Raw genomic sequence first — 20,969 nt, forward strand, 5'->3', positions numbered from 1 at the left:
GGCACGCCGCACCTTCTTAAGTTAGCTGCACCGCCCAATAAAAATGCCCGGGCGAGATTCGCTCGGGCTTTTTTTCGCCTCAAATAAAGGAAATCGCCCGTATGTTGGACGCCAATCTTAAAGCCCAGTTGAAATCGTACCTGGAACGGGTCACCCAACCGATCGAGATCGTTGCATCCCTCGACGACGGTGCGAAATCCCGTGAAATGCTGGACCTGCTGAAAGACGTTGCCAGTCTTTCGAGCCTAATTACCCTGATCGACAGCGGTGACGATGCCCGCAAGCCATCGTTCTCGATCAATCGCCCTGGAGCCGACATCAGTCTGCGTTTCGCCGGCATTCCAATGGGCCACGAATTCACCTCGCTGGTGTTGGCTCTGCTGCAAGTCGGTGGCCACCCGTCGAAGGCCAGCGTTGAAGTGATCGAGCAGATCCGCTCGCTCAAAGGCGAGTTCAGCTTCGAGACTTACTTCTCGCTGTCTTGCCAGAATTGCCCGGACGTCGTTCAGGCGCTGAACCTGATGGCCGTGCTCAACCCGAATATCCGCCACGTCGCCATCGACGGCGCGCTGTTCCAGGACGAAGTCAACGATCGCAAGATCATGGCTGTGCCGAGCATCTACCTCAACGGCGAAAACTTCGGTCAGGGCCGCATGGGCCTGGAGGAAATTCTCGCCAAACTCGACACCGGCGCTATTGAGCGTCAGGCCGAGAAGATCAGCGCCAAAGAAGCCTTTGACGTGCTGGTCGTCGGCGGTGGCCCGGCCGGTGCTTCGGCCGCTATCTACGCCGCACGTAAAGGCATCCGCACCGGTGTCGCGGCTGAGCGCTTCGGCGGTCAGGTGCTGGATACCATGGCCATCGAGAACTTCATTTCCGTGCAGGAAACCGAAGGGCCGAAACTGGCCACGGCGCTGGAAGAACACGTCAAGCAGTACGACGTCGACATCATGAATCTGCAACGCGCTGACAAGCTGATCCCGGGCAAGAATGGCGAGCTGCATGAAGTCCACTTCGCCAGCGGTGCAACCCTGAAAGCCAAGAGCGTGATTCTCGCGACCGGCGCACGCTGGCGCGAAATGAACGTTCCGGGCGAGCAGGAATACCGCAACAAAGGCGTGGCGTATTGCCCGCACTGCGACGGCCCGCTGTTCAAGGGCAAGCGCGTAGCGGTGATCGGCGGCGGTAACTCCGGCGTTGAAGCGGCGATCGATCTGGCGGGTATCGTGGCGCACGTAACGCTGCTGGAATTCGACGTGCAACTGCGTGCCGACGCCGTGCTGCAGCGCAAGCTGCACAGCCTGCCGAACGTTACCGTGATCACCAGTGCGCAAACCACTGAAGTCACCGGCAATGGCGAGAAGGTCAACGGCCTGCGCTACAAGGACCGCACTACCGATGAACTGCGCACGGTTGAGCTGGAAGGCATTTTCGTGCAAATCGGTCTGCTGCCGAACACCGATTGGCTGAAGGGCACCATCGAGCTGTCGCCGCGTGGCGAGATCATTGTCGATAATCGTGGCGAGACTTCCATTGCGGGGATCTTTGCAGCGGGTGACGTGACGACTGTGCCGTACAAGCAGATCGTGATTGCAGTGGGCGAGGGCGCCAAGGCTTCGCTGAGTGCGTTCGATCACCTGATCCGGACTTCGGCCCCGGCGTAACTGCCAGGTCGAAAACGAAAAAACCCATGAGCGATCATGGGTTTTTTATTGCGCGTGGAAAGCCACCCCTCACCCCAGCCCTCTCCCGAGGGAGAGGGCTGGGGTGAGGTGTCTGAAGTCATCCATCGACCTGAGAGAGCCGGTCGATTTTGGATTCACCGCCAATCGTTCAAGTCGGCGTAATTCTCCAACATCCCGCAATCAGTCCCCTCTCCTTCTGGGAGAGGGCTAGGGTGAGGGGCTTTCAGCTTTTACAGCGGCGCAGGCTGAATGATCTCGACCCAGTAGCCATCCGGGTCCTTGATGAACGCCAGGCTCTTCATCCGGCCGTCGGTCAGGCGCTTCTGGAAATCGCAACCCAGCTCTTCAAAGCGTGCACACGCTGCGACGATGTCCGGCACCGAAATGCAGATGTGACCAAAGCCACGCGGATCGGTGTTGCCATTGTGATAGGCGAAGTCGGCATCGTTTTCGGTACCGTGGTTGTGGGTCAATTCGAGAATGCCTGGAATCGATTTCATCCATTCGGTACGCGCAGCAGCATCGGCCGGGATCTGCGCTTTATCGACCAGCGCAAGGAAGTACAGGCTGAATTCGGCTTCCGGAAAATCACGCTTCTCGACCAGCGAGAAACCCAGGACGCGGGTGTAGAAATCCAGCGACTTGGTGATGTCCTTCACGCGCAGCATGGTGTGGTTGAACACGAAGTTGCGGGTTGCGCTGTCTGGCGTGGCTGTCACACCGGGGAAAGTGTTCAGTTCGTTGAGGCTCATGGGCCCTCCAATAACAATGGGCGAGTGAATGGGCGCAATGATACGCATGCCGGCCGGCATCGCCAAATGCAAGGCGGGCTTGCCCTGCGCGAGGGCGGGGCTCAGACTTTGCTCTCTACCTTCGAGTGCGTCCGGCAATGATCCGACTGTTCAAATCCGTGTTTGTTTTTTTTGCTTTGTCATTGGCCGTGGTTTTCCCGGCCATGGCCGAACCGAGCATCACCTGGCCGGCGGGCTGGAAGGTTGAAATGTTGCCGGATACCGCGCCGCCAGTCTCGCGGCAAAGGGCGGTGAAGCTCGATGCCGACGGCAATCAGGTGATGGTGATGGAGTTGACCATGACGCAAGTGGAGGCGGGGCATCAGGTCAATTTGCAAGGCGTGTTGCTGGAGATGCGCAAGTCCATCCAGAAGGATTTCTTCCGCAGTGGTTATCAGAGCGTCTGCAACCGAATCCATCCGGCTGCGCTCGGATCATTGACCGGGCTGGAGACGACCTGCACGATCACCGAGAACGGCCGGCACGTATTATCACAAACGCTGGTGGCTGCCGTGGAAACAGACAAGGCTTATGTACTTTCATATGCCGGTCAGGCTGAGGTTTATAAGGCGAGCGCCGACGACATAGAGGCGGCACGTAACAGCCTGAAATTATAAACGTCCGTACTAACTCGCGGTGTTTTGAATGCCGGAAAGGATTAAGCACAAAGTTTGATTCATCGTTTGCAGCAACATCGCGCAGCAAAATGTTTAGCGTGATGACTCAGTAACGTTACACAATTTTCCAACTTGTTCGATGAAAATCATTTCATTTGTTAGATATTGTCAATAAAAAAGCCCTGCATCGCGCAGGGCTTTTTGTTGGCGTCAGATTAACCGCGCAACCATGAATCCACGGTGGCCGCACCGTACTGTTCTTTCCAGGCTTTCAGGCCGCGATGGTTGCCGCCCTTGGTTTCGATCAGCTCGCCAGTGTGCGGGTTCTGGTAAACCTTGACGACGCGGGCGCGGCGGGTCTTCGGCGCTGGGGCGGCCTGCAGACCGGACTTCGCCGGGTTCGGGTCGAGGATAGCGATGATATCTTTCAGGCCTTTGCCATAGGTTTTCATCAGTCCCTGGAGCTTTTCTTCGAATTCGATTTCTTTCTTGAGCCCGGCGTCATTCTTCAGCGATTCCAGCTGTTTGAGCTGTTCCTGAAGGGCCTTTTCAGCTGCGCGAAATTCAGCGAGTCTGGACAATATCTTTACTCCAATAGTGTGTTTGGCTGATACCAACCGCAAACAAAGCTATAAGCCAAGAGCCTGGAAGCGACTCGGTGATAATTGGCTCACCTGTCAGTCTGGCTCAGGTTGAAAAAATTGTAGTAGTTAATGCGACAAGAGTAAATCCTGATGTTGTCGCCATGTAACAACAATGACTTTTTGTATCAATTTGGTGCGGTTGTTGGACGGGCTATGCTAATGAGTTAACGATCACTTAATGCGCTGATGAAATCCGCTGCCGGCATCGGTTTGGCAAACAAATAGCCTTGCATGAAATCTACCTGATGCTCCGTCAGGTAATCGGCTTGGGCCTGTGTTTCGACACCTTCGGCAACAATGGCCAGATCCAGCTTTGCCGACAGTTCAATGATGGAGTCGAGAATATGCCGTGATAGCGCATCGATGCCGATCATGGCGACAAAGCTCTGATCGATCTTGAGAAAGTCGACCTTGAAGGCGCGCAAGTAGCCGAGGCTTGAGTGGCCTGTACCAAAATCGTCGATCGCGATTTTCACTCCAAGTGCGTGCAATTGCTCAAGCAGTTGCAGGGTCATGTCGTTCGGTTCGATCAGCTCGCGCTCCGTCAATTCCAGCACCAGCTCGACGCTGCCGGGCGCAAACGCCGCCAGGAGGTCGCGACAGTCTTCGACCAGTTCCAGATCCTTGCAATGGCTGGCAGTGATGTTGATGCCGATATGGAAAGGTTTGGCGAAGACCGCAGAATGCGGTCCCAGCAGGGCGGCAGTCTGTTGCATCAGCGCGCGGGTCATCGGCACGATCAAGCCTGAATGCTCGGCAAATGGAATGAACAGATCCGGGCGTACGAGGCCCTCTTTCGGGTGATTCCAGCGCATCAGCACTTCAGCGCCGGACCACTGCTTGCTGTCACCGTGAACCACCGGCTGGAAATAAGGAATGAATTCCCCGGCCTCGAGTGCGCGAAGCATTTCGTGACTGGGCGAGTTCGAGCGTTTCTGCACGACATGGCCGATGGCGCCCGAGATCACGCCGAAAAATATCAGCAGGCTGAACAACGGCGGATAATTGGCCGCCATGTAACGCCAGGTTTCTCCCTCGGGGAAACCCGCCGACACGTTGAAACCGTATCGTTCGGATTCGAGCATGCTATGCGCGACCGGCAAAGCGGGCAGGGGCCCTTGATGCACTCTGCCGTCGGCGGACAGCCAGTTATCGCCCACTTGCAACATCAGTAATGTCTGGCGGCCGATCAGGCGCAGGATGTTGCTCAGGTGATAACCATCAAGCGTGGTCAGCGCGCCGCCACGACCGTCGCTGAGGCGGTAGATCAACAATGCCGTGTCGGGGGTGACGGGATTGCCGTTCATCAACCACAATTTGCCTTGATGATAGTCCCCGGCATTGACCGCTTCCTTGAACTGCCCGAACAGTGAGCTGCAGTAGAGAATGTTGTCCCAGACCAGATTGGTCGAGCGCACGAAGGGGCGGCGGGTCACTTGTTCGCGCAGGGCCAGTTTCACCTCTTCGCAATTTTTCCCGGCCAGAGGCAGCAGAACCCGGGCGGCTTCTGCCGTGTTGTCGAGCATCAGATCGAACTGTTGCAACGCTTGTACGGCCGTTTCCCCGGCACTTTGCTCCAGCGTTCGTTTTGCCTGCATATAAAGAATCCCACTGCCCAGCACGATTGGCAGCAGACCGCTGAGCAAAGTCACGGCGATTCGGGTGCTGCGTTTGCGGCGGGATCGGTGGGTCAGTGGCATGGACACATCCTGTGGTTTAGAAATCCGACCCGATAAACAATTGAGCCAGAGAGGAGAATAGATGGCAGATGGCGCTTGCGCCGTAGGTAAAAAAGCGGATTTTATACAGAGGGCAGACAGGCTCGGTTACGCTGTGTAGAATCGGTTTACGCATACAATAATAATCGTCTTCTGGCAGCAGAAGCCTCGCCCGCAAGAGCCTTGGGTCGACAATGAAGATATTCGGGTTTCAACTGATCTACGGAGACTTCCTCGCGCGCAGCGTGCGTGGCATCTCCTGCGCGCCGCCCTCCACATCACTTTCCTGACAAATAACCCTGGTTAATTGATAAGAAATGATGAGGCGTCACCATGGCAGATTTATACGAAAACCCAATGGGCCTGATGGGCTTTGAATTCATCGAGTTCGCAGCGCCGACTCCTGGCACACTGGAGCCGATCTTCGAGATCATGGGCTTCACCAAAGTCGCGACCCACCGTTCCAAGAACGTGCACCTGTATCGTCAGGGCGCAATCAACCTGATCCTCAATAACGAACCCAACAGCGTCGCCTCGTACTTCGCCGCCGAACACGGCCCGTCCGTTTGCGGCATGGCGTTTCGCGTGAAGGATTCGCAGAAGGCCTACTCGCGCGCGCTGGAGCTCGGCGCCCAGCCGATTCACATCGAGACCGGTCCGATGGAGCTGAACCTGCCGGCAATCAAGGGTATTGGCGGTGCGCCGCTGTACCTGATCGACCGTTTCGGTGAAGGCAGCTCGATCTACGACATCGACTTCGTGTTCATCGAAGGTGTTGATCGCAACCCGGTTGGCGCTGGCCTGAAGATCATCGACCACCTGACCCACAACGTCTATCGCGGTCGCATGGCCTATTGGGCGAACTTCTACGAGAAGCTGTTCAACTTCCGGGAAATCCGTTACTTCGACATCAAAGGCGAGTACACCGGCCTGACCTCGAAGGCCATGACCGCACCGGATGGCATGATCCGCATTCCGCTCAACGAAGAGTCGTCGAAGGGCGCCGGGCAGATCGAAGAGTTCCTGATGCAGTTCAACGGTGAGGGTATCCAGCACGTCGCGTTCCTCACCGACGACCTGATCAAGACCTGGGATCAACTGAAGAAAATCGGCATGCGCTTCATGACCGCGCCGCCGGATACCTACTACGAAATGCTCGAAGGTCGCCTGCCGAATCACGGCGAGCCGGTCGATCAGCTGCAATCGCGCGGCATCCTGCTCGATGGCGCATCGGAGCAGGGCGACAAGCGTCTGCTGCTGCAGATTTTCTCGGAAACCCTGATGGGGCCGGTGTTCTTCGAATTCATCCAGCGCAAGGGCGACGATGGTTTCGGCGAGGGCAACTTCAAGGCCTTGTTCGAATCGATCGAGCGTGACCAGGTGCGTCGTGGTGTGTTGACCACCGAGTAATCTGAAATGAAAAAATCCCGGCCTGAAGAAATGCAGGGCCGGGATTTTTTTGCTTCATACAAAACCTGTGGGAGCGAGCCTGCTCGCGAATGCGGACTTTCATTCAACAGTCATGTTGACTGGTCTGACGACTTCGCGAGCAGGCTCGCTCCCACATTTGTCTTGTGTTGCATTCAAGAGCGGCGTTGGCGCGTCAAGTGTTTGAAACCCTCGAAAACCAGCACCACAACCGCCAGCCAGATCGGGATGTAAGTCAGCCACTCGCCCGACTTGATGCTCTCTCCCAGCAACAATGCCACCGCGAGCAACAGCACCGGTTCGACATAACTCAACAACCCAAACAGACTGAACGGCAGCAAGCGGCTGGCGATGATATACACCACCAGCGCGGACGCACTGATCAGGCCGAGCAGTGGAATCAGCCACATCAGTCCCGGATATTGATCGAACACGGCCAGACCCTGTTCGCCGCCCTGCACAAACCAGTAGGCGACCGGCAGCATCAGGGTCATGTCGACCCACAGGCCACCGAGGTTGTCGGTTTTCAGGTATTTGCGCAGCACGAAATACAGCGGATAACCGACCACGACCACCAGCGTCGCCCAGGAAAATCCGCCAACCTGATACAGCTCGTTCAACACGCCAAGACTGGCGAAAAATACCGCGATTTTCTGCAGGTAAGACAGGCTCTCGCCATAGGCAATCCGCCCGGTCAGCACCATCGCCAGTGGCAACAGGAAATAGCCCAGTGATACATCCAGGCTGTAATCATTGAGCGGTGCCCACATGAACAGCCACAGCTGAACCCCGAGCAGGGCGGAAGAAACCAGCAGCCCGGCGATCAGCTTCGGCCTGGCGGCCATCAATCGGAACAGCTCCAGCACCCGCCGCCATTCCCCGGAAACCAGCATGAACACCGTCATGCACGGCACGGTCAGAAGCATGCGCCAGCCGAAGATTTCCACGCCGCTCAGAGGGGTCAGCAGCGACGTGTAGTAATACATGACGGCAAACAGCACGGAGGCTGAAACCGATAGAGCGATACCTTTAGACAAACTGTCCTCGCGACGTGATGGTTGAACGGGGCGCGCAGGATACGTGGTTTTTGTGCTGAATATTGAGCGGATGCTCATTATTTCCCACATCCAGGAGCCACAAATCCTGTGGAAGCGAGCCTGCTCGCGAAGAGGCCGGCAGATTCAGCATAGATGTTGCGTCGGCTGGCGCTATGCATGATTGCATCGCTTAAACGCAAAAGATCGCAGCCTTCGGCAGCTCCTACAGGGAACGCATTCCAGAGTAGGAGCTGCCGAAGGCTGCGATCTTTTGATCTGCGCGTCTGATTAGGCCCGCAACGTCCGAGTCATCCGCAACGCCAGCAGACTCCCGCCGACGATCACCGCCGCCAGCACGTACAACGCTGCATCCGTCGAACCCGTGCTGTCCTTGACCCAACCCACCAGGTACGGGCTGAGGAACCCGGCCATCTGCCCCATCGAGTTGATCAGCGCCAGCCCACCAGCCGCTGCGCCCGCGCTCAGCATGGCGGTCGGCACCGGCCAGAACATCGGCAGGCCGGTCAGTGCGCCCATGGTCGCGATGGTCAGGCCGAGAATCGCAATCGCCGGATTGGCCGCGAAATTCACTGCGATCACCAGCCCGACAGCGCCCATCAGCATCGGTACCACCAAGTGCCAGCGGCGCTCCTTGCGCAAGTCCGCCGAGCGGCCGACGACCAGCATGAACACCGCCGCGAGCAGGTACGGAATCGCACTCAGCCAGCCGATCACCAGGTTGTCGCTGAAGCCGAGGTTCTTGATGATCGACGGCAGCCAGAAGTTGATCGCGTACACGCCGCTCTGGATGCAGAAATAGATCAGGCCGAAGGCCCAGATCGCTGGGTTCTTGAACACCGCGAGCAGCGAGTCGGTGGCGGTTTTCGGTTTGTTGGCGAGGTCTTCGGCGTGGTCGGCTTCGAGCACCGAACGTTCATGGGCGGTCAGCCATTTGGCATTGGCGAAGCTGTCGCTCAACAGGAAATACGCCAGTGCGCCGAGGATCACCGTCGGAATGCCTTGCAGGAGGAACATCCACTGCCAGCCGGCCAGGCCACCCTGGCCAGCGGCGAAGTGGTTGAGAATCCAGCCGGAAAACGGGCTGCCGAGCAAACCGGAGACCGGGATTGCCGACATGAACAACGCCATGATCCGGCCACGGCGGAAGGTAGGGAACCACTGCGAGAGATACAGCACGACGCCCGGGAAGAACCCGGCTTCAGCGGCACCGGTGAAAAAGCGCAGGGTGTAGAACTCGGTCGGGGTGGTGACGAACAACAGGCAGGTCGACAGCGTGCCCCAGGTGATCATCATCAAGGCAATCCAGCGCCGAGGACCGAAGCGGGTCAATGCCAGGTTGCTCGGCACGCCGCACAGCACATAACCGATGAAGAAAATCCCGGCGCCGAGGCCGTACACCGTTTCGCTGAATTTCAGTGCGTCAAGCATCTGCAATTTGGCGAAGCCGACGTTGACCCGGTCGAGGTAGTTGAACAGGTAGCAGATGAAAATGAAGGGAATCAAACGCAGGGTGATGCGTTTGTAGACGGCGTTTTTACCGTCGTCGATGGTCTGGGTAGCTGCGGCGCTCTGCGACATAGCGGCTCTCTCTTTATTATGATTTTTTGCGATGCAAAGGGTAACGTTGATCGCCCTGAGAGTCTCGGCCACCTTTGGCCGGATTGTCTTTGTGCCTGAGCACAGGGTTTGCCGCCAGACCCTGTGCGGCTGAACAACCGTTCGTGCCTGAAATGAAGGATTGCCGCCGTTATGTTCGAACTCGATCACGACCTTGCCCAGGACATCGTCGACCGGGCCATGGCCATTTTGCCGTACAACGTCAACGTCATGGACAGCCAGGGCCTGATCCTCGGCAGCGGCGAACCGGAACGCATCAACACCCGTCATGAAGGCGCGCAACTGGTGCTGGCCAACGGGCGTGTGGTGGAAATCGACGCGCAGACGGCGGTGCATCTCAAAGGTGTGCAACCGGGGATCAATCTGCCGCTGCTGCTCGATCAGCGCTTGATCGGCGTGCTCGGCATCACCGGCGAGCCGGAGCAATTGCGCACCTACGCCGAGCTGGTGCGCATGACCGCTGAAATGCTGGTCGGCCAGCGCAACCAGCAGGCCGAGCAACAATGGCGACGGCAGCGTTGCGATGATCTGCTGGCGTTGCTGCTGAGCGAAGCGGGGGATTCGCCGCGTCTGATCGATGAGGCGCAGCAGCTTGGGCTCAAGCCGCAATTGACCCGGGTGCCGTATCTGTTTGAACTGGGGCTCGAGCACGGCCCGGGGCAAACCGTCGAGGCACTGAGTGCGTGGCTGACCTCGCGTTATCCGGACAGTTGGTGCGTGAGTTCGGCGAAGTCTTCGTTGTTGTGGTGTCGCCCGGCGAGCCAGAACGTCGAGCACGATCGCCTGCTGGAAAAACTTGATGGCCTCGGCTGGAAGATTTTGCGCATCGCCGTCGGCGGGCAGGCGGATGGTCTGGCAGGGTTGCGTCGCTGTTACCGACGAGTCGGCGATTTGCTTGCTTATGGTCGTGACGTGCTGCCGAATTCGAGACTGCTGACGCTCAATCGTTATCGCTTGCCGGTCATGCTGTGGCGTCATCGCAACGATGATGCGCTGGACGAACTGCTCAAGCCGCTGCGCCAGGTCATCGCCAAGGACAGCAACGGCCAGTTGCTGGCGACCCTGCGCAGTTGGTGCGAGCACGACGGGCAGAGCCAGGCCTGTGCCGAGGCGTTGGGCATTCATCGCAATAGTCTGCGTTATCGCATGGAGCGGATTGCCGAGTTGAGCGGGGTTGATCCGTTGAAGCTGGACGGGATGCTGGCGTTGTATCTTGGGGTGCAGCTGCTGCCGCAGACTGATCCATTGCCATGAGTTGTCCTTGAGGCCGCCATCGCTGGCAAGCCAGCTCCCACAGGTCAGAAGGCGTTCATAACTTCCATAGTCACCGCAGAACCCTGTGGGAGCTGGCTTGCCAGCGATGAGGCCGGTACGACCAACACATATCTTTTGTGGAAATGAACAATAAACGTCGACGCCACTTGTGCACTCGACCGGCGTCAAGGCGCAGGCCGACTGGCAGCATGAATGCCACTGCAACCGGAGAATTCCCATGAAAATCGTCATCGCCCCCGACTCGTTCAAGGACAGCCTGAGTGCCCAAGGCGTTGCCGAAGCCATTGCCCTCGGACTGGCACAGGTCTGGCCGCAGGCGACGCTGATCAAATGCCCGATGGCCGATGGCGGCGAAGGTACGGTCGAGTCGATACTCGCAGCCTGCGAAGGTGAGTTACGCCGCACCCGCGTGCGCGGTCCACTGGGCGCGCCGGTCGAAGCCGCATGGGGCTGGCTGCCGCACAACCTTACCGCGATCATCGAAATGGCCGAGGCCAGCGGTCTGCAACTGGTCCCGCCGGGACAGCGCGATGCCTGCATCAGCAGCACGTTTGGCACCGGTGAATTGATCCGTGCTGCGCTGGATGCCGGTGCGCAACGGGTGATTCTGGCGATTGGCGGCAGCGCGACCAATGACGCCGGCGCCGGGGCGATGCAGGCGCTGGGGGTGAAGTTGCTGGATGCGCAGAATCAGTCGCTGGTGCCCGGCGGCCTGGCCTTGGCGCAACTGGCGCGATTGGATCTGAGTGGGCTTGATCGACGTCTGGCCGATGTGCGTTTCGACATCGCCGCCGATGTCAACAATCCGCTCTGCGGCCCGCATGGTGCCTCGGCCATTTTCGGCCCTCAGAAGGGCGCGTCGCCTGCGCAGGTTGAGCAACTTGATCAGGCGCTGGGGCACTTTGCCAAACTCTGCGCGCAAGCATTGGGCAGAGACGTGCGCGATGAACCGGGCAGCGGCGCGGCGGGTGGTCTGGGGTTTGCCGCCAAGGCTTTTCTCGGTGCGCAGTTTCAGGCTGGCGTCGAGGTGGTAGCGGAACTGGTCGGGCTCGCTGACGCGGTCAGGGGTGCGGATCTGGTGATTACCGGAGAAGGCCGCTTCGATGCGCAAACCCTTCGCGGCAAAACGCCGTTCGGTGTTGCGCGAGTTGCCAAACAACACGCTGTGCCGGTGATTGTGATCGCCGGGACCTTGGGCGAGGGCTACCAGGAACTCTATCAACACGGCATCGACGCTGCATTCGCCGTGACCAGCGGACCGATGACACTCGAACAAGCCTGCGCCGAAGCACCGCGCCTGCTGCGTGAGCGCGCGACCGATATTGCTCGGGTCTGGCAACTCGCCGCCCAACGCTGATCGGCTTGCCTATGTAGGAGCTGTCGAGTGCAACGAGGCTGCGATCTTTTGACTTTTAAAAGCAGGATCAAAAGATCGCAGCCTCGTTGCACTCGACAGCTCCTACCAAGGGCAGCGGAGCAGTTTTTGATTGTTGCCACGTCCTGAAAAATATTTACCGCAGACCCGAAACCTTCCTCAAGCCTGGCCGATACAACGGTCAGGCGCACACAAAACCACAATTCAGTGCCGCCGGACTGTCGCCCGCTATGGGCCAGTGCTCACGGCATGGACGCTCGTAGTTTCTTTCTTTCGAGAGTCCGACCATGTCCCTGCGTAACCTGAATATCGCGCCACGTGCTTTCCTCGGTTTTGCCTTTATCGCCTTGCTGGTGATTGTCCTCGGCGTGTTCGCGGTCAGCCGCATGACGGTCATTCGTCAGGCGTCGGTCGACATGGACACCAACCAATTGCCAAGCGTGACCCACCTCAGTGTGGTCACGGAAAACGTCCTGCGCATGCGCATTCTCTCGTTCCGTGTGCTGGTCAATCGCGAACCGGCGAGCCTGCAAGAGGCAGAAACCCGCATCGCGGTGCTGGTCGACAAGGTGCGCAAAGCTCAGGCCAGCTACGCTGCGTTGCCGGCAGGTCCTGAAGAGCACGCCGTTTTCCAGACGTTTTCGACCACCCTCGATAACTATCTGCAAGCGCAGAACCGGATGCTTGAGCTGTCGCGCCAGGGCGATCTGGAAGCAATGCGTGCCTTGATCAACACCCGTATCAAGGAAGGCACCGATCAGATGGGCGAGCAGCTCAACAAGTTGATCGGCATGAATACGGCGGGGGCGAAAGCAGCGGCGACGCAAGCCAGTGAAAACTATGACAGCGCCATTACCGGGATCATCATCGTCGCCGTGATTGCGGCGCTGGCCACCGTGTTGCTCGCCTGGTTGCTGACCCGCAGCATCGTCACGCCGCTCAACCGCGCCGTGCTCGCCGCGCAAACCATTGCCGGCGGTGACCTCAGCAAAGCCATCGAAGTCGACGGCAAGGATGAACCGGCGCGCTTGCTCGAAGCCTTGGCCACGATGCAGACCAACCTGCGCAAAACCATCGAGCAGATCGCCGGTTCCGCCACACAACTGGGCGCCGCTGCGGAAGAACTCAGCGCCGTCACCGAAGAAGCCTCCCGTGGCCTGCAGCAGCAGAACAACGAAATCGAACAAGCCGCCACGGCCGTCAACGAGATGACCGCTGCGGTGGAAGAAGTGGCGCGCAATGCCGTGTCGACTTCCGAAGCTTCCAATCAGTCGACCCACGCCGCCCGCGAAGGTCGCGATCAAGTGGTGAAAACCGTCGACGCGATCCAGACCATGACCCACGACGTGCAGAACACTGCGCAGATGATCGAAGGCCTCGCCGCGCAAGGTCGTGACATTGGCAAGGTGCTGGACGTGATTCGGGCCATCGCCGAGCAGACCAACCTCTTGGCGCTCAACGCTGCAATTGAAGCGGCGCGTGCCGGCGAGGCTGGCCGTGGCTTTGCCGTGGTGGCTGACGAAGTGCGCGCCTTGGCCCATCGCACCGCGCAGTCGACCCAAGAAATCGAGAAAATGGTTGCCGGCATCCAGAACGGTACCGGTGAAGCGGTCTCCTCGATGCAGCAAAGCAACCAGCGTACCCAGTCCACACTGGAAATGGCCCGCGCGGCGGGCGTGGCACTGGAGCAGATCACTCAATCGATTCACCAGATCAACGAACGCAACCTGGTCATCGCCAGCGCGTCGGAAGAGCAGGCGCAAGTCTCCCGTGAGGTCGATCGCAACCTGGTCAATATTCGCGACCTCGCCACGCAATCGGCCGCCGGCGCCAATCAGACCAGTGCCGCGACCCACGAACTGTCGCGACTGGCAGTGGATTTGAACGCCATGGTGGCGCGTTTCGTGATTTGAGATACGGTGAAGGCTGGAAACCGCGCTAACAGGAGACGTACATGCGCTATTCAGCCTTGACCCAACGAATCGCCGGGGAGGGTGCCGCTGCCTGGCAGATTCACGACCGAGCGCTGGAACTGCGCGCCGAGGGCGTTGATGTTTTGTTGTTGAGCGTCGGCGATCCGGATTTCGATACGCCGTTGCCGATCGTCCATGGCGCGATCGATAGCCTGTTGGCCGGCGATACCCATTACGCCGATGTGCGTGGGCGGTTTGAGCTGCGCAGGCTGATTGCCGAGCGTCATCGCCAGCGCAGTGGTCAACGGGTTGATCCTGATCAGGTGATTGTCCTGCCCGGCGCACAATGCGCGGTGTACTCGGTGGCGCAGTGTCTGCTCGATCCGGGCGATGAAGTGATCGTCGCCGAGCCGATGTACGTCACTTACGAAGGTGTGTTTGGCGCCTGCGGTGCCAAGGTGATTGCGGTGCCGGTGCGCCCCGATAACGGTTTCCGTGTCGACCCGGCCGATGTTGCCGCGCGCATTACCCCGCGAACGCGCGCCATGCTGCTCAACAGTCCGAACAACCCCAGCGGCGCGAGTTTGCCCTTGCTGATCTGGCAGGAACTGGCAGCGCTGTGCATTCGCCATGACCTGTGGCTGATCAGCGATGAGGTGTACAGCGAGCTGTTATATGAAGGCGAGCACATCAGCCCGGCGAGCCTGCCGGGCATGGCCGAGCGCACCGCGACGATCAACAGTCTGTCGAAATCCCATGCGATGACCGGTTGGCGTATCGGCTGGATGATCGGCCCGAAACCCTTGGCCGAGCATCTGGTGAATTTGTCGCTGAGCATGCTCTTCGGTCTGCCGGATTTCGTACAGAAAGCCGCGCAAGTAGCGCTGCAAAGTGATCTGCCGGAAGTCTCTCAGATGCGCGAGGAATACCGCTTGCGGCGCGATCTGGTGTGCGAGCGTTTGCACGGTTGCCCTGGGTTGCAGCCGATTCGCCCGGATGGCGGCATGTTCGTGATGGTCGATGTGCGCCAGACTGGCCTCGGCGCCCAGGCATTTGCCGAGCGCTTGCTGGAAGGTTACGGGGTATCAGTGTTGGCCGGTGAAGCGTTCGGGCCGAGCGCGGCGGGGCATATTCGCATCGGGCTGGTGGTGGATCGGGTCAAACTGGCGGATGCCTGCGCGCGGATTGCGTTGTGTGCGGTGCAGCTGTTGCAGGCGCGCAGTGCCTGAGGGTCTTGCATTGCCTGAACCGGCGCCTTGCTGATCGTTCCCACGCTCCGCGTGGGAATGCCTCTAGGGACGCTCCGCGTTCCAACTTTCGGAAGGGACGCGGAGCGTCCCGGGCTGCATTCCCACGCTGAGCGTGGGAACGATCAGCATCAAGGATTCACCAGATTCGCCGGCCGCTGTCCATTCAACGCCGCCAACAGATTCTCCACCGCACACCGCGCCATTGCCTCACGCGTTTCATGAGTCGCCGAGCCCATGTGCGGCGTCGCCACCACGTTGCTCAACTGCAACAACGGCGAGTCATGATTCAACGGCTCGCGCTCGAACACATCCAGCCCCGCCGCGCGAATCCGCTTGCTGCGCAACGCCTCGATCATCGCCGCCTCATCAACCACCTTTCCCCGCGAGATATTGATGAAAATGCTTTCCGGCCGCATGAGCGCAAATTGCTCGGCGCCGATCAAACGTTCGGTCTGCGCCGTCAGCGGCAAGGTCAGGCAAATGAAATCGGCCTGCTGGAGCAACTCTTCGAGGCTGCGATATTGTGCGTCGAAACGCTCCTCGACCGCCGGTTTGCGCGACTGGCTGTGGTAGATCACCGGCATGCCGAAACCGAAATGCCCGCGCTGGGCCAAGGCTTCGCCGATTCGGCCCATGCCGATGATGCCCAGCGTCTTGCCGTGCACATCGGTGCCGAAATGCGCCGGGCCGATGTTGCGGCTCCACTGCCCGCCACGGACCATGTTCGCCAGTTCGACCACCCGCCGCGCGGCAGCGAGGATCAGGGCGAAACCGGTGTCGGCGGTGGTTTCGGTGAGCACGTCGGGGGTGTTGGTCAGCAGAACCTTGCGCCGATTCAGATACTCGATGTCGTAGTTGTCAACACCCACCGAGACGCTGGCAATCGCCTCCAGCTGCGGCGCCAGATCCAGCAGCGCGGCATCTAGTTTCAGGCTGGCCCCGAGCAAACCGTGGGCGCGGGGCAGGGCATCGCGCAGCTGCATGAGGCCGTCGGCGTCGAGGCTTTCGATCAGCGTTACGTCAAACTGCTCTTGCAGGCGCGCCATCAGCGCGGGCGAAAGTTTCTTGTACAGCACGACCTGTTTTTTCATGGCAAAAGTCCTTTCAGGAATGCGCCGGCACACGCGGCGTGGCGACGGCTTTGGCGACGACGCGATCACTGGCGCCGGGCTTGAGGAAAATGGTCAACACCACCGACAGCAACAGCGCGCCGCTCATCAGCAGATAGGAAGCGCCGGGCGAACCGGTGGAGCTGTTCAGATAACCGACCAGATACGAGCCGCCAAAAGAACCGAGCGCGCCCATGCTGTTGATCAGCGCCATGGCGCCGCCGGCGACGTTCGCCGGCAGGATCTCCGGGACGATGGCGAAGAACGGCCCGTATGGCGCGTACATGCAGGCGCCGGCAATCACCAGCAGCGTGTACGACCACCAGAAATGCTCGGCGCCCAAGGCGTAAGAGCCATAAAACGCAATCGAAGCGATCAGCAGCGGTGGCCAGACGAAGCGTTTGCGCTTCTGCAACTTGTCCGAACCCCACGACACCGCGAGCATGCCCAGCACGGCCGCCAGATACGGCAGCGCCGAGAGCCAGCCAGCCTCGATCATGTCCATTTGCGCGCCGGCCTTGAGGATCGATGGCAGCCACAACACGAAACCGTAGACGCCGATGCTCCAGCAGAAAAACTGCAGCGCCAGGATTATCACCTTCGGCGAGCGGAACGCCTCGGCGTAGTTCTTCACCGCTTTGATCCCGACCTGCTCAGCGGCCAGCGCGCTTTCCAGATCGTGTTTTTCCTGCTCATTGAGCCACTTGGCCTGGGCCGGGCGGTCGTCGGCCAGACGCCACCAGATAAACGCCCACAGCACCGCCGGCAGACCTTCAATGATGAACATCCAGCGCCAGCTGAAATGCTGCACCAGATAGCCCGACACCACCGACATCCACAGCATCGTCACCGGGTTACCGAGGATCAAAAAGGTGTTGGCCCGCGAACGTTCGGCACGGGTGAACCAATGGCACAGATACACCAGCATCGCCGGCATCACCGCCGCTTCGACCACGCCGAGCATGAAGCGAATGACGATCAGCCAATAGGCGTTGGACACCACGCCGGTCAACGTGGCCAGACCACCCCAGAGGATCAGGCTGACGAAAATCAGCTTCTTGACGCTGTGCTTTTGCGCGTAGATCGCGCCGGGAACCTGGAAGAAAAAGTAACCGAGAAAGAACAGCGCACCGAGCAGCGAGGACAGACCCGGTGTAATCATCAGGTCTTCGGCCATGCCCGACGCGGCGGCAAAACCGTAGTTGGCGCGATCAAGATAGGCCAAGCTGTATGTGATGAACACAATCGGCATGATGTACCACCAGCGGCGGGTGGCGAGGGTTGCAGTTTTCATCGGTGTGACTCCTGAGCTTGTTGTTTTTGTCGCAGCAGGTTCATTGATTTGCGGTGATCAGGCGGGCCTCTTCGCGAGCAGGCTCGCTCCCACAGAGGATTGCATTCCAAATGTGGGAGCGAGCCTGCTCGCGAAGGCGGATTCAAATTCAACCGATAACTCTTGGCGAGTCGGCAACCCCTCCATGTCGCCACGACTCTGCACCGCGCGACTGCCAATCCAGTTCGCCCGCTGCACGGCCTCGGCAAAACTCTGGTGCTCGAGCAGGGCGCTGATCATGCCGACCGCAAAGCCATCTCCGGCACCCACGGTATCGACCACGTTGCTCACCGGCACGCCGGCAACGAAGCCCTGATCCAGCTGCGTGCGGTAGTAAGCACCCGCAGGCCCGAGCTTGATCGCCACGGCCTCGGCGCCCTGATCCAGATAGAACGCAGCAATGTCGGCCGGGTCGTCGAAACCGGTGAGCAAGCGACCTTCACTCAACCCCGGCAGGACCCAGTGGGCAAGGGCGGCGAGGCGGTTGATCTGGCGGATCATCTCGCCCTCGCTGGCCCACAGGCTCGGGCGCAGATTCGGGTCGAATGACACGCTGCGCCCGGCGTTGCGCATCCGGGTCATCAGCTCGAAGGACATTTCCCGGCTGGAGCCTGACAGCGCCGGCGGAATACCGGTGGCGTGCAAATGGCGGGCGCTCAGCAGGTTGTCGCTGATGGAGTTCGGCGACAAATGACTGGCCGCCGAACCGCGCCGGAAATATTCGACCTGCGGGTCGCTGCCATCGTCGTTGCGCGATTTGAACTGGAAACCCGTTGGCTGGTTTTGATCGACTTCGACGTGGCTGCAATCCAGACCTTCCTTGATCAGCGTCTCGACCACAAAGCGTCCGAGCGAATCGTTACCGACCCGGCTCAGCCACGCGACGTTGAAACCCAAGCGCGACAAGCCGATCGCGACGTTGCTGTCGGCCCCGGCAATCCGTTTGTGAAACTGCTCGACCTTGGCCAGATCGCCGGTCTGCTCGGCGACGAGCATTGCCATGGTTTCACCGAAAGAAAGAATATCGATCTCAGACATGAGCTGGCTCCAGGCGCGATTGACCGAGGCGGGCGAGGGCGGCGACGTGTTCGCGGGTCAGTTGCACCAGATCATCGCCTTGCAGCGGGTACTCGGCGGCGCGCATAACGCCTTGGTCCATGTGTCGCAGCAGTTGTTCCCACAGATGCAGGTCGCTGATGGCGGGTGGTACGGCAACCAGTTTGCCGTCGGCGCGGCGCGCAACGGCTTTGCAATGCACATAACCGACGTGACGGCCGAGCGCGCGTGCGGCGCTGGCGGCGGACTGGTCCTGCCAGTGCCAGTTGCCAATGTCGAAGGTCATCTTGATCGGCAGGTTGTACTGCTCGACGGCGGCAAAGAAACGCTGGAACGGCTCGATACGTCCGCCGTGTAAGGTCTGGTCGTTCTCCACCAGCAGTTGCACCGGGCTTTGCTTGAGTCGCTCGGCCAGTGCCTGCAAGTCAGAGGTGTCGGTGAAATAACCGAGGGACACTTTCAGCCATTTCGAGCCGAATGCCTGGGCCTGTTGCAGCGCGGTAATCAGTTCGGGATTTGGCTGCGCTTGCCCTGCGAGCCAGAGTTCGGTGGGTGAGGAATAAATGCTTTGCAGGCCCTGCGCCTGGGTAGCCTGAGCCAGTTGCGCCGGGTCTTCACGGGTCAGCAGCTCTTCACGCCACTCGATGCGATTCGCCCCGGCTGCCGCGAGGATGTCGATAAAACAATCCTGCCCACGCTGGCGCACGAGCTCGGCACCGTAGCTGGACAGACTGATGGAAACGGCGGGTTTATTCATTGTTATTGACCTCTGAAACCGGTTTCATTTTTGTTCAAAAAAAATCAGGTGATTCTGTAGTGTTTGTGCAGGCCCTTTCGCGAGCAGGCTCGCCCCCACATTTGCAACACGGTCACCTGTGGGAGCGAGCCCGCTCGCGAAAGCGCCAGATCAGACGCCGCCAATCCCTCGGGTCGAACCCCGCTCAATCAGCACCGGCGCAAAATCCACAATTCGCGCCACCTCATCATCCCCGCGCAAGCGCTTGAGCAGACACTCAAACGCCCGCGCGCCTATCTCTTGCGTCGGCTGTGCCAGCGCGGTAATCCCGCTGCCCACCAACGGATACCAATCCAGATCATCCAGGGCGATCAGCCCGACATCCTCGAACAAGCGCACACCGAGTGCGCGCAACGCGTGAGTCGCCGCCAGCGCCGCCACGCCATTGGCGCAAAACAGTGCTTTCGGACCGTCAACGTGGGTGTTTAAAAAAGTTTGAAGTTGCGCCTTCAGATCATCGCCGGTTTCCAGCACCGCCCCGGTCAGGGCCGAGCGTTGGGCAATCTGCGCTTGAAAACTGCTGACCCGTTCGATCCGCGAACTGGTGCCATCAAACGGTTCGGTTACCAGCAATAAATCCTGATATCCGCGCTGCTCAAGGTGTGTGAGTGCCATTTCAACCGCTTGCGGGTTATTCAGTCCGACCATGTCGCTGTCCAGCCCGTCGACCTTGCGGTCCACCAGCACCAGCGGCATCTCGCGGCGCAGCTCATGCAGTTCGTCCCGGTGATGGCCCAGCGTGTTCACGATCAGCCCTTCGATGTTGTAAGAGCGCAACAGCGCCAGATGCTGGCGTTCCTGCTCGTCATCGCGGTCGGTGTTGCACACCACCAGGCTGTAGCCGTGCGCACGGCAGGCGGTTTCCACCCCGTGCATCACGGCAATCGAATAGGGGTTACGGATATCGGCGACGAGCATGCCGATCAGCCGAGTGCGCCCGCGTTTCAGGCCGCGGGCCATTTGGTTGGGGCGGTAACCGAGTTCATCAATCGCCTGCTCGATGCGCCGGGCAATGGCATCGGAGAGCAGCGCGCGGTCTTCGCCGATGAAGCGCGAGACGCTGGCCTTGGATACACCAGCGCGTTCGGCAACATCAAGCATGGTCACGCGGCTGCGCTGGGCGGCGGAGAAGTCGTTCAATGGGTCAGACCTTATTTTTGAAATGTAGCGTTTTAACGGCATGGATACCGCTGAAACCGGTTTCAGAAGACACTATCTGACCTTGAGCCGTCAACCTTCAAATGCAGCGGAAGCAGTCACGGCAAAATGGATTTCCGACAAACGGTTGCTTTACCTGTCAGATC

Annotated in this window: 17 protein-coding genes; 7 read left to right on the forward strand and 10 right to left on the reverse strand. The window is 59.5% G+C overall.

Going from position 1 to position 20,969, the window contains the following annotated elements; genetic code table 11:
• The first annotated feature begins 101 nt into the window (after positions 1–101).
• Entirely contained in the window at positions 102–1,664 is a 1,563-nt protein-coding gene (ahpF, locus tag ACV8MC_RS18990) for an alkyl hydroperoxide reductase subunit F (RefSeq protein WP_353187841.1), read from the forward strand.
• Positions 1,665–1,915: 251 nt separating this feature from the next.
• On the opposite strand, the gene gloA is transcribed toward ahpF, so the two are convergent.
• Positions 1,916–2,437 (reverse strand): lactoylglutathione lyase, encoded by a 522-nt coding sequence (gloA, locus tag ACV8MC_RS18995; protein WP_039762746.1) that lies wholly within the window; start codon positions 2,435–2,437, stop codon positions 1,916–1,918.
• 137 nt (positions 2,438–2,574) lie between these two features.
• Between gloA and ACV8MC_RS19000 the strand changes: the two genes are divergently transcribed.
• On the forward strand, positions 2,575–3,093 hold the full coding sequence (locus tag ACV8MC_RS19000; protein WP_236169079.1) for a DUF4946 domain-containing protein: 519 nt from the start codon (positions 2,575–2,577) through the stop codon (positions 3,091–3,093).
• Between the two features lie 215 nt (positions 3,094–3,308).
• Here ACV8MC_RS19000 and ACV8MC_RS19005 read toward each other — a convergent pair whose 3' ends face one another.
• Both ACV8MC_RS19005 and ACV8MC_RS19010 read right to left on the reverse strand, forming a co-directional pair.
• Complete coding sequence (locus ACV8MC_RS19005) at positions 3,309–3,674, reverse strand: histone-like nucleoid-structuring protein, MvaT/MvaU family (protein ID WP_041480175.1); 366 nt, start codon at positions 3,672–3,674, stop codon at positions 3,309–3,311.
• 227 nt (positions 3,675–3,901) lie between these two features.
• Complete coding sequence (locus tag ACV8MC_RS19010; protein ID WP_457262988.1) at positions 3,902–5,437, reverse strand: EAL domain-containing protein; 1,536 nt, start codon at positions 5,435–5,437, stop codon at positions 3,902–3,904.
• A gap of 351 nt (positions 5,438–5,788) precedes the next feature.
• Here ACV8MC_RS19010 and hppD point away from each other — a divergent pair, with 351 nt between their 5' ends.
• Positions 5,789–6,865: a 4-hydroxyphenylpyruvate dioxygenase gene (hppD, locus tag ACV8MC_RS19015; RefSeq protein ID WP_016774910.1), complete on the forward strand. Its 1,077-nt coding sequence runs from the start codon at positions 5,789–5,791 to the stop codon at positions 6,863–6,865.
• A 173-nt stretch (positions 6,866–7,038) separates the two neighbouring features.
• Here hppD and rarD read toward each other — a convergent pair whose 3' ends face one another.
• Positions 7,039–7,920 (reverse strand): EamA family transporter RarD, encoded by an 882-nt coding sequence (gene rarD / locus ACV8MC_RS19020; RefSeq protein ID WP_071172591.1) that lies wholly within the window; start codon positions 7,918–7,920, stop codon positions 7,039–7,041.
• A 288-nt stretch (positions 7,921–8,208) separates the two neighbouring features.
• Positions 8,209–9,519: an MFS transporter gene (locus ACV8MC_RS19025; RefSeq protein ID WP_039762752.1), complete on the reverse strand. Its 1,311-nt coding sequence runs from the start codon at positions 9,517–9,519 to the stop codon at positions 8,209–8,211.
• Positions 9,520–9,690: 171 nt separating this feature from the next.
• On the opposite strand from ACV8MC_RS19025, the gene ACV8MC_RS19030 reads away from it, so the two are divergent.
• The 4 genes from ACV8MC_RS19030 to ACV8MC_RS19045 all read left to right on the forward strand — a co-directional run bounded on the left by ACV8MC_RS19030 (position 9,691) and on the right by ACV8MC_RS19045 (position 15,350).
• Positions 9,691–10,812, forward strand: coding sequence for a sugar diacid recognition domain-containing protein (locus ACV8MC_RS19030; RefSeq protein ID WP_150635138.1), 1,122 nt, complete (start codon positions 9,691–9,693; stop codon positions 10,810–10,812).
• 238 nt (positions 10,813–11,050) lie between these two features.
• Entirely contained in the window at positions 11,051–12,190 is a 1,140-nt protein-coding gene (locus tag ACV8MC_RS19035; protein ID WP_256810019.1) for a glycerate kinase, read from the forward strand.
• Positions 12,191–12,495: 305 nt separating this feature from the next.
• A complete protein-coding gene (locus tag ACV8MC_RS19040; RefSeq protein ID WP_457262991.1) occupies positions 12,496–14,121 on the forward strand; it encodes a methyl-accepting chemotaxis protein in 1,626 nt (541 codons plus the stop codon).
• 41 nt (positions 14,122–14,162) lie between these two features.
• On the forward strand, positions 14,163–15,350 hold the full coding sequence (locus ACV8MC_RS19045) for a pyridoxal phosphate-dependent aminotransferase (RefSeq protein WP_041480186.1): 1,188 nt from the start codon (positions 14,163–14,165) through the stop codon (positions 15,348–15,350).
• A 149-nt stretch (positions 15,351–15,499) separates the two neighbouring features.
• On the opposite strand, the gene ACV8MC_RS19050 is transcribed toward ACV8MC_RS19045, so the two are convergent.
• The 5 genes from ACV8MC_RS19050 to ACV8MC_RS19070 form a co-directional block, all read right to left on the reverse strand.
• Positions 15,500–16,462: a 2-hydroxyacid dehydrogenase gene (locus ACV8MC_RS19050; protein WP_252886298.1), complete on the reverse strand. Its 963-nt coding sequence runs from the start codon at positions 16,460–16,462 to the stop codon at positions 15,500–15,502.
• 13 nt (positions 16,463–16,475) lie between these two features.
• Entirely contained in the window at positions 16,476–17,774 is a 1,299-nt protein-coding gene (locus tag ACV8MC_RS19055; RefSeq protein WP_076562678.1) for an MFS transporter, read from the reverse strand.
• Between the two features lie 57 nt (positions 17,775–17,831).
• Complete coding sequence (locus tag ACV8MC_RS19060; protein WP_457262993.1) at positions 17,832–18,851, reverse strand: sugar kinase; 1,020 nt, start codon at positions 18,849–18,851, stop codon at positions 17,832–17,834.
• Positions 18,844–19,626, reverse strand: a complete 783-nt coding sequence (locus tag ACV8MC_RS19065; protein ID WP_056789681.1) for a sugar phosphate isomerase/epimerase family protein — start codon at positions 19,624–19,626, stop codon at positions 18,844–18,846. Before ACV8MC_RS19065 ends, ACV8MC_RS19060 begins: the two co-directional genes overlap by 8 nt.
• A 150-nt stretch (positions 19,627–19,776) precedes the next feature.
• Complete coding sequence (locus ACV8MC_RS19070; RefSeq protein WP_457262995.1) at positions 19,777–20,805, reverse strand: LacI family DNA-binding transcriptional regulator; 1,029 nt, start codon at positions 20,803–20,805, stop codon at positions 19,777–19,779.
• Positions 20,806–20,969 lie beyond the last annotated feature (164 nt).

This window comes from Pseudomonas sp. PK-RTE-24 (assembly GCF_054052265.1).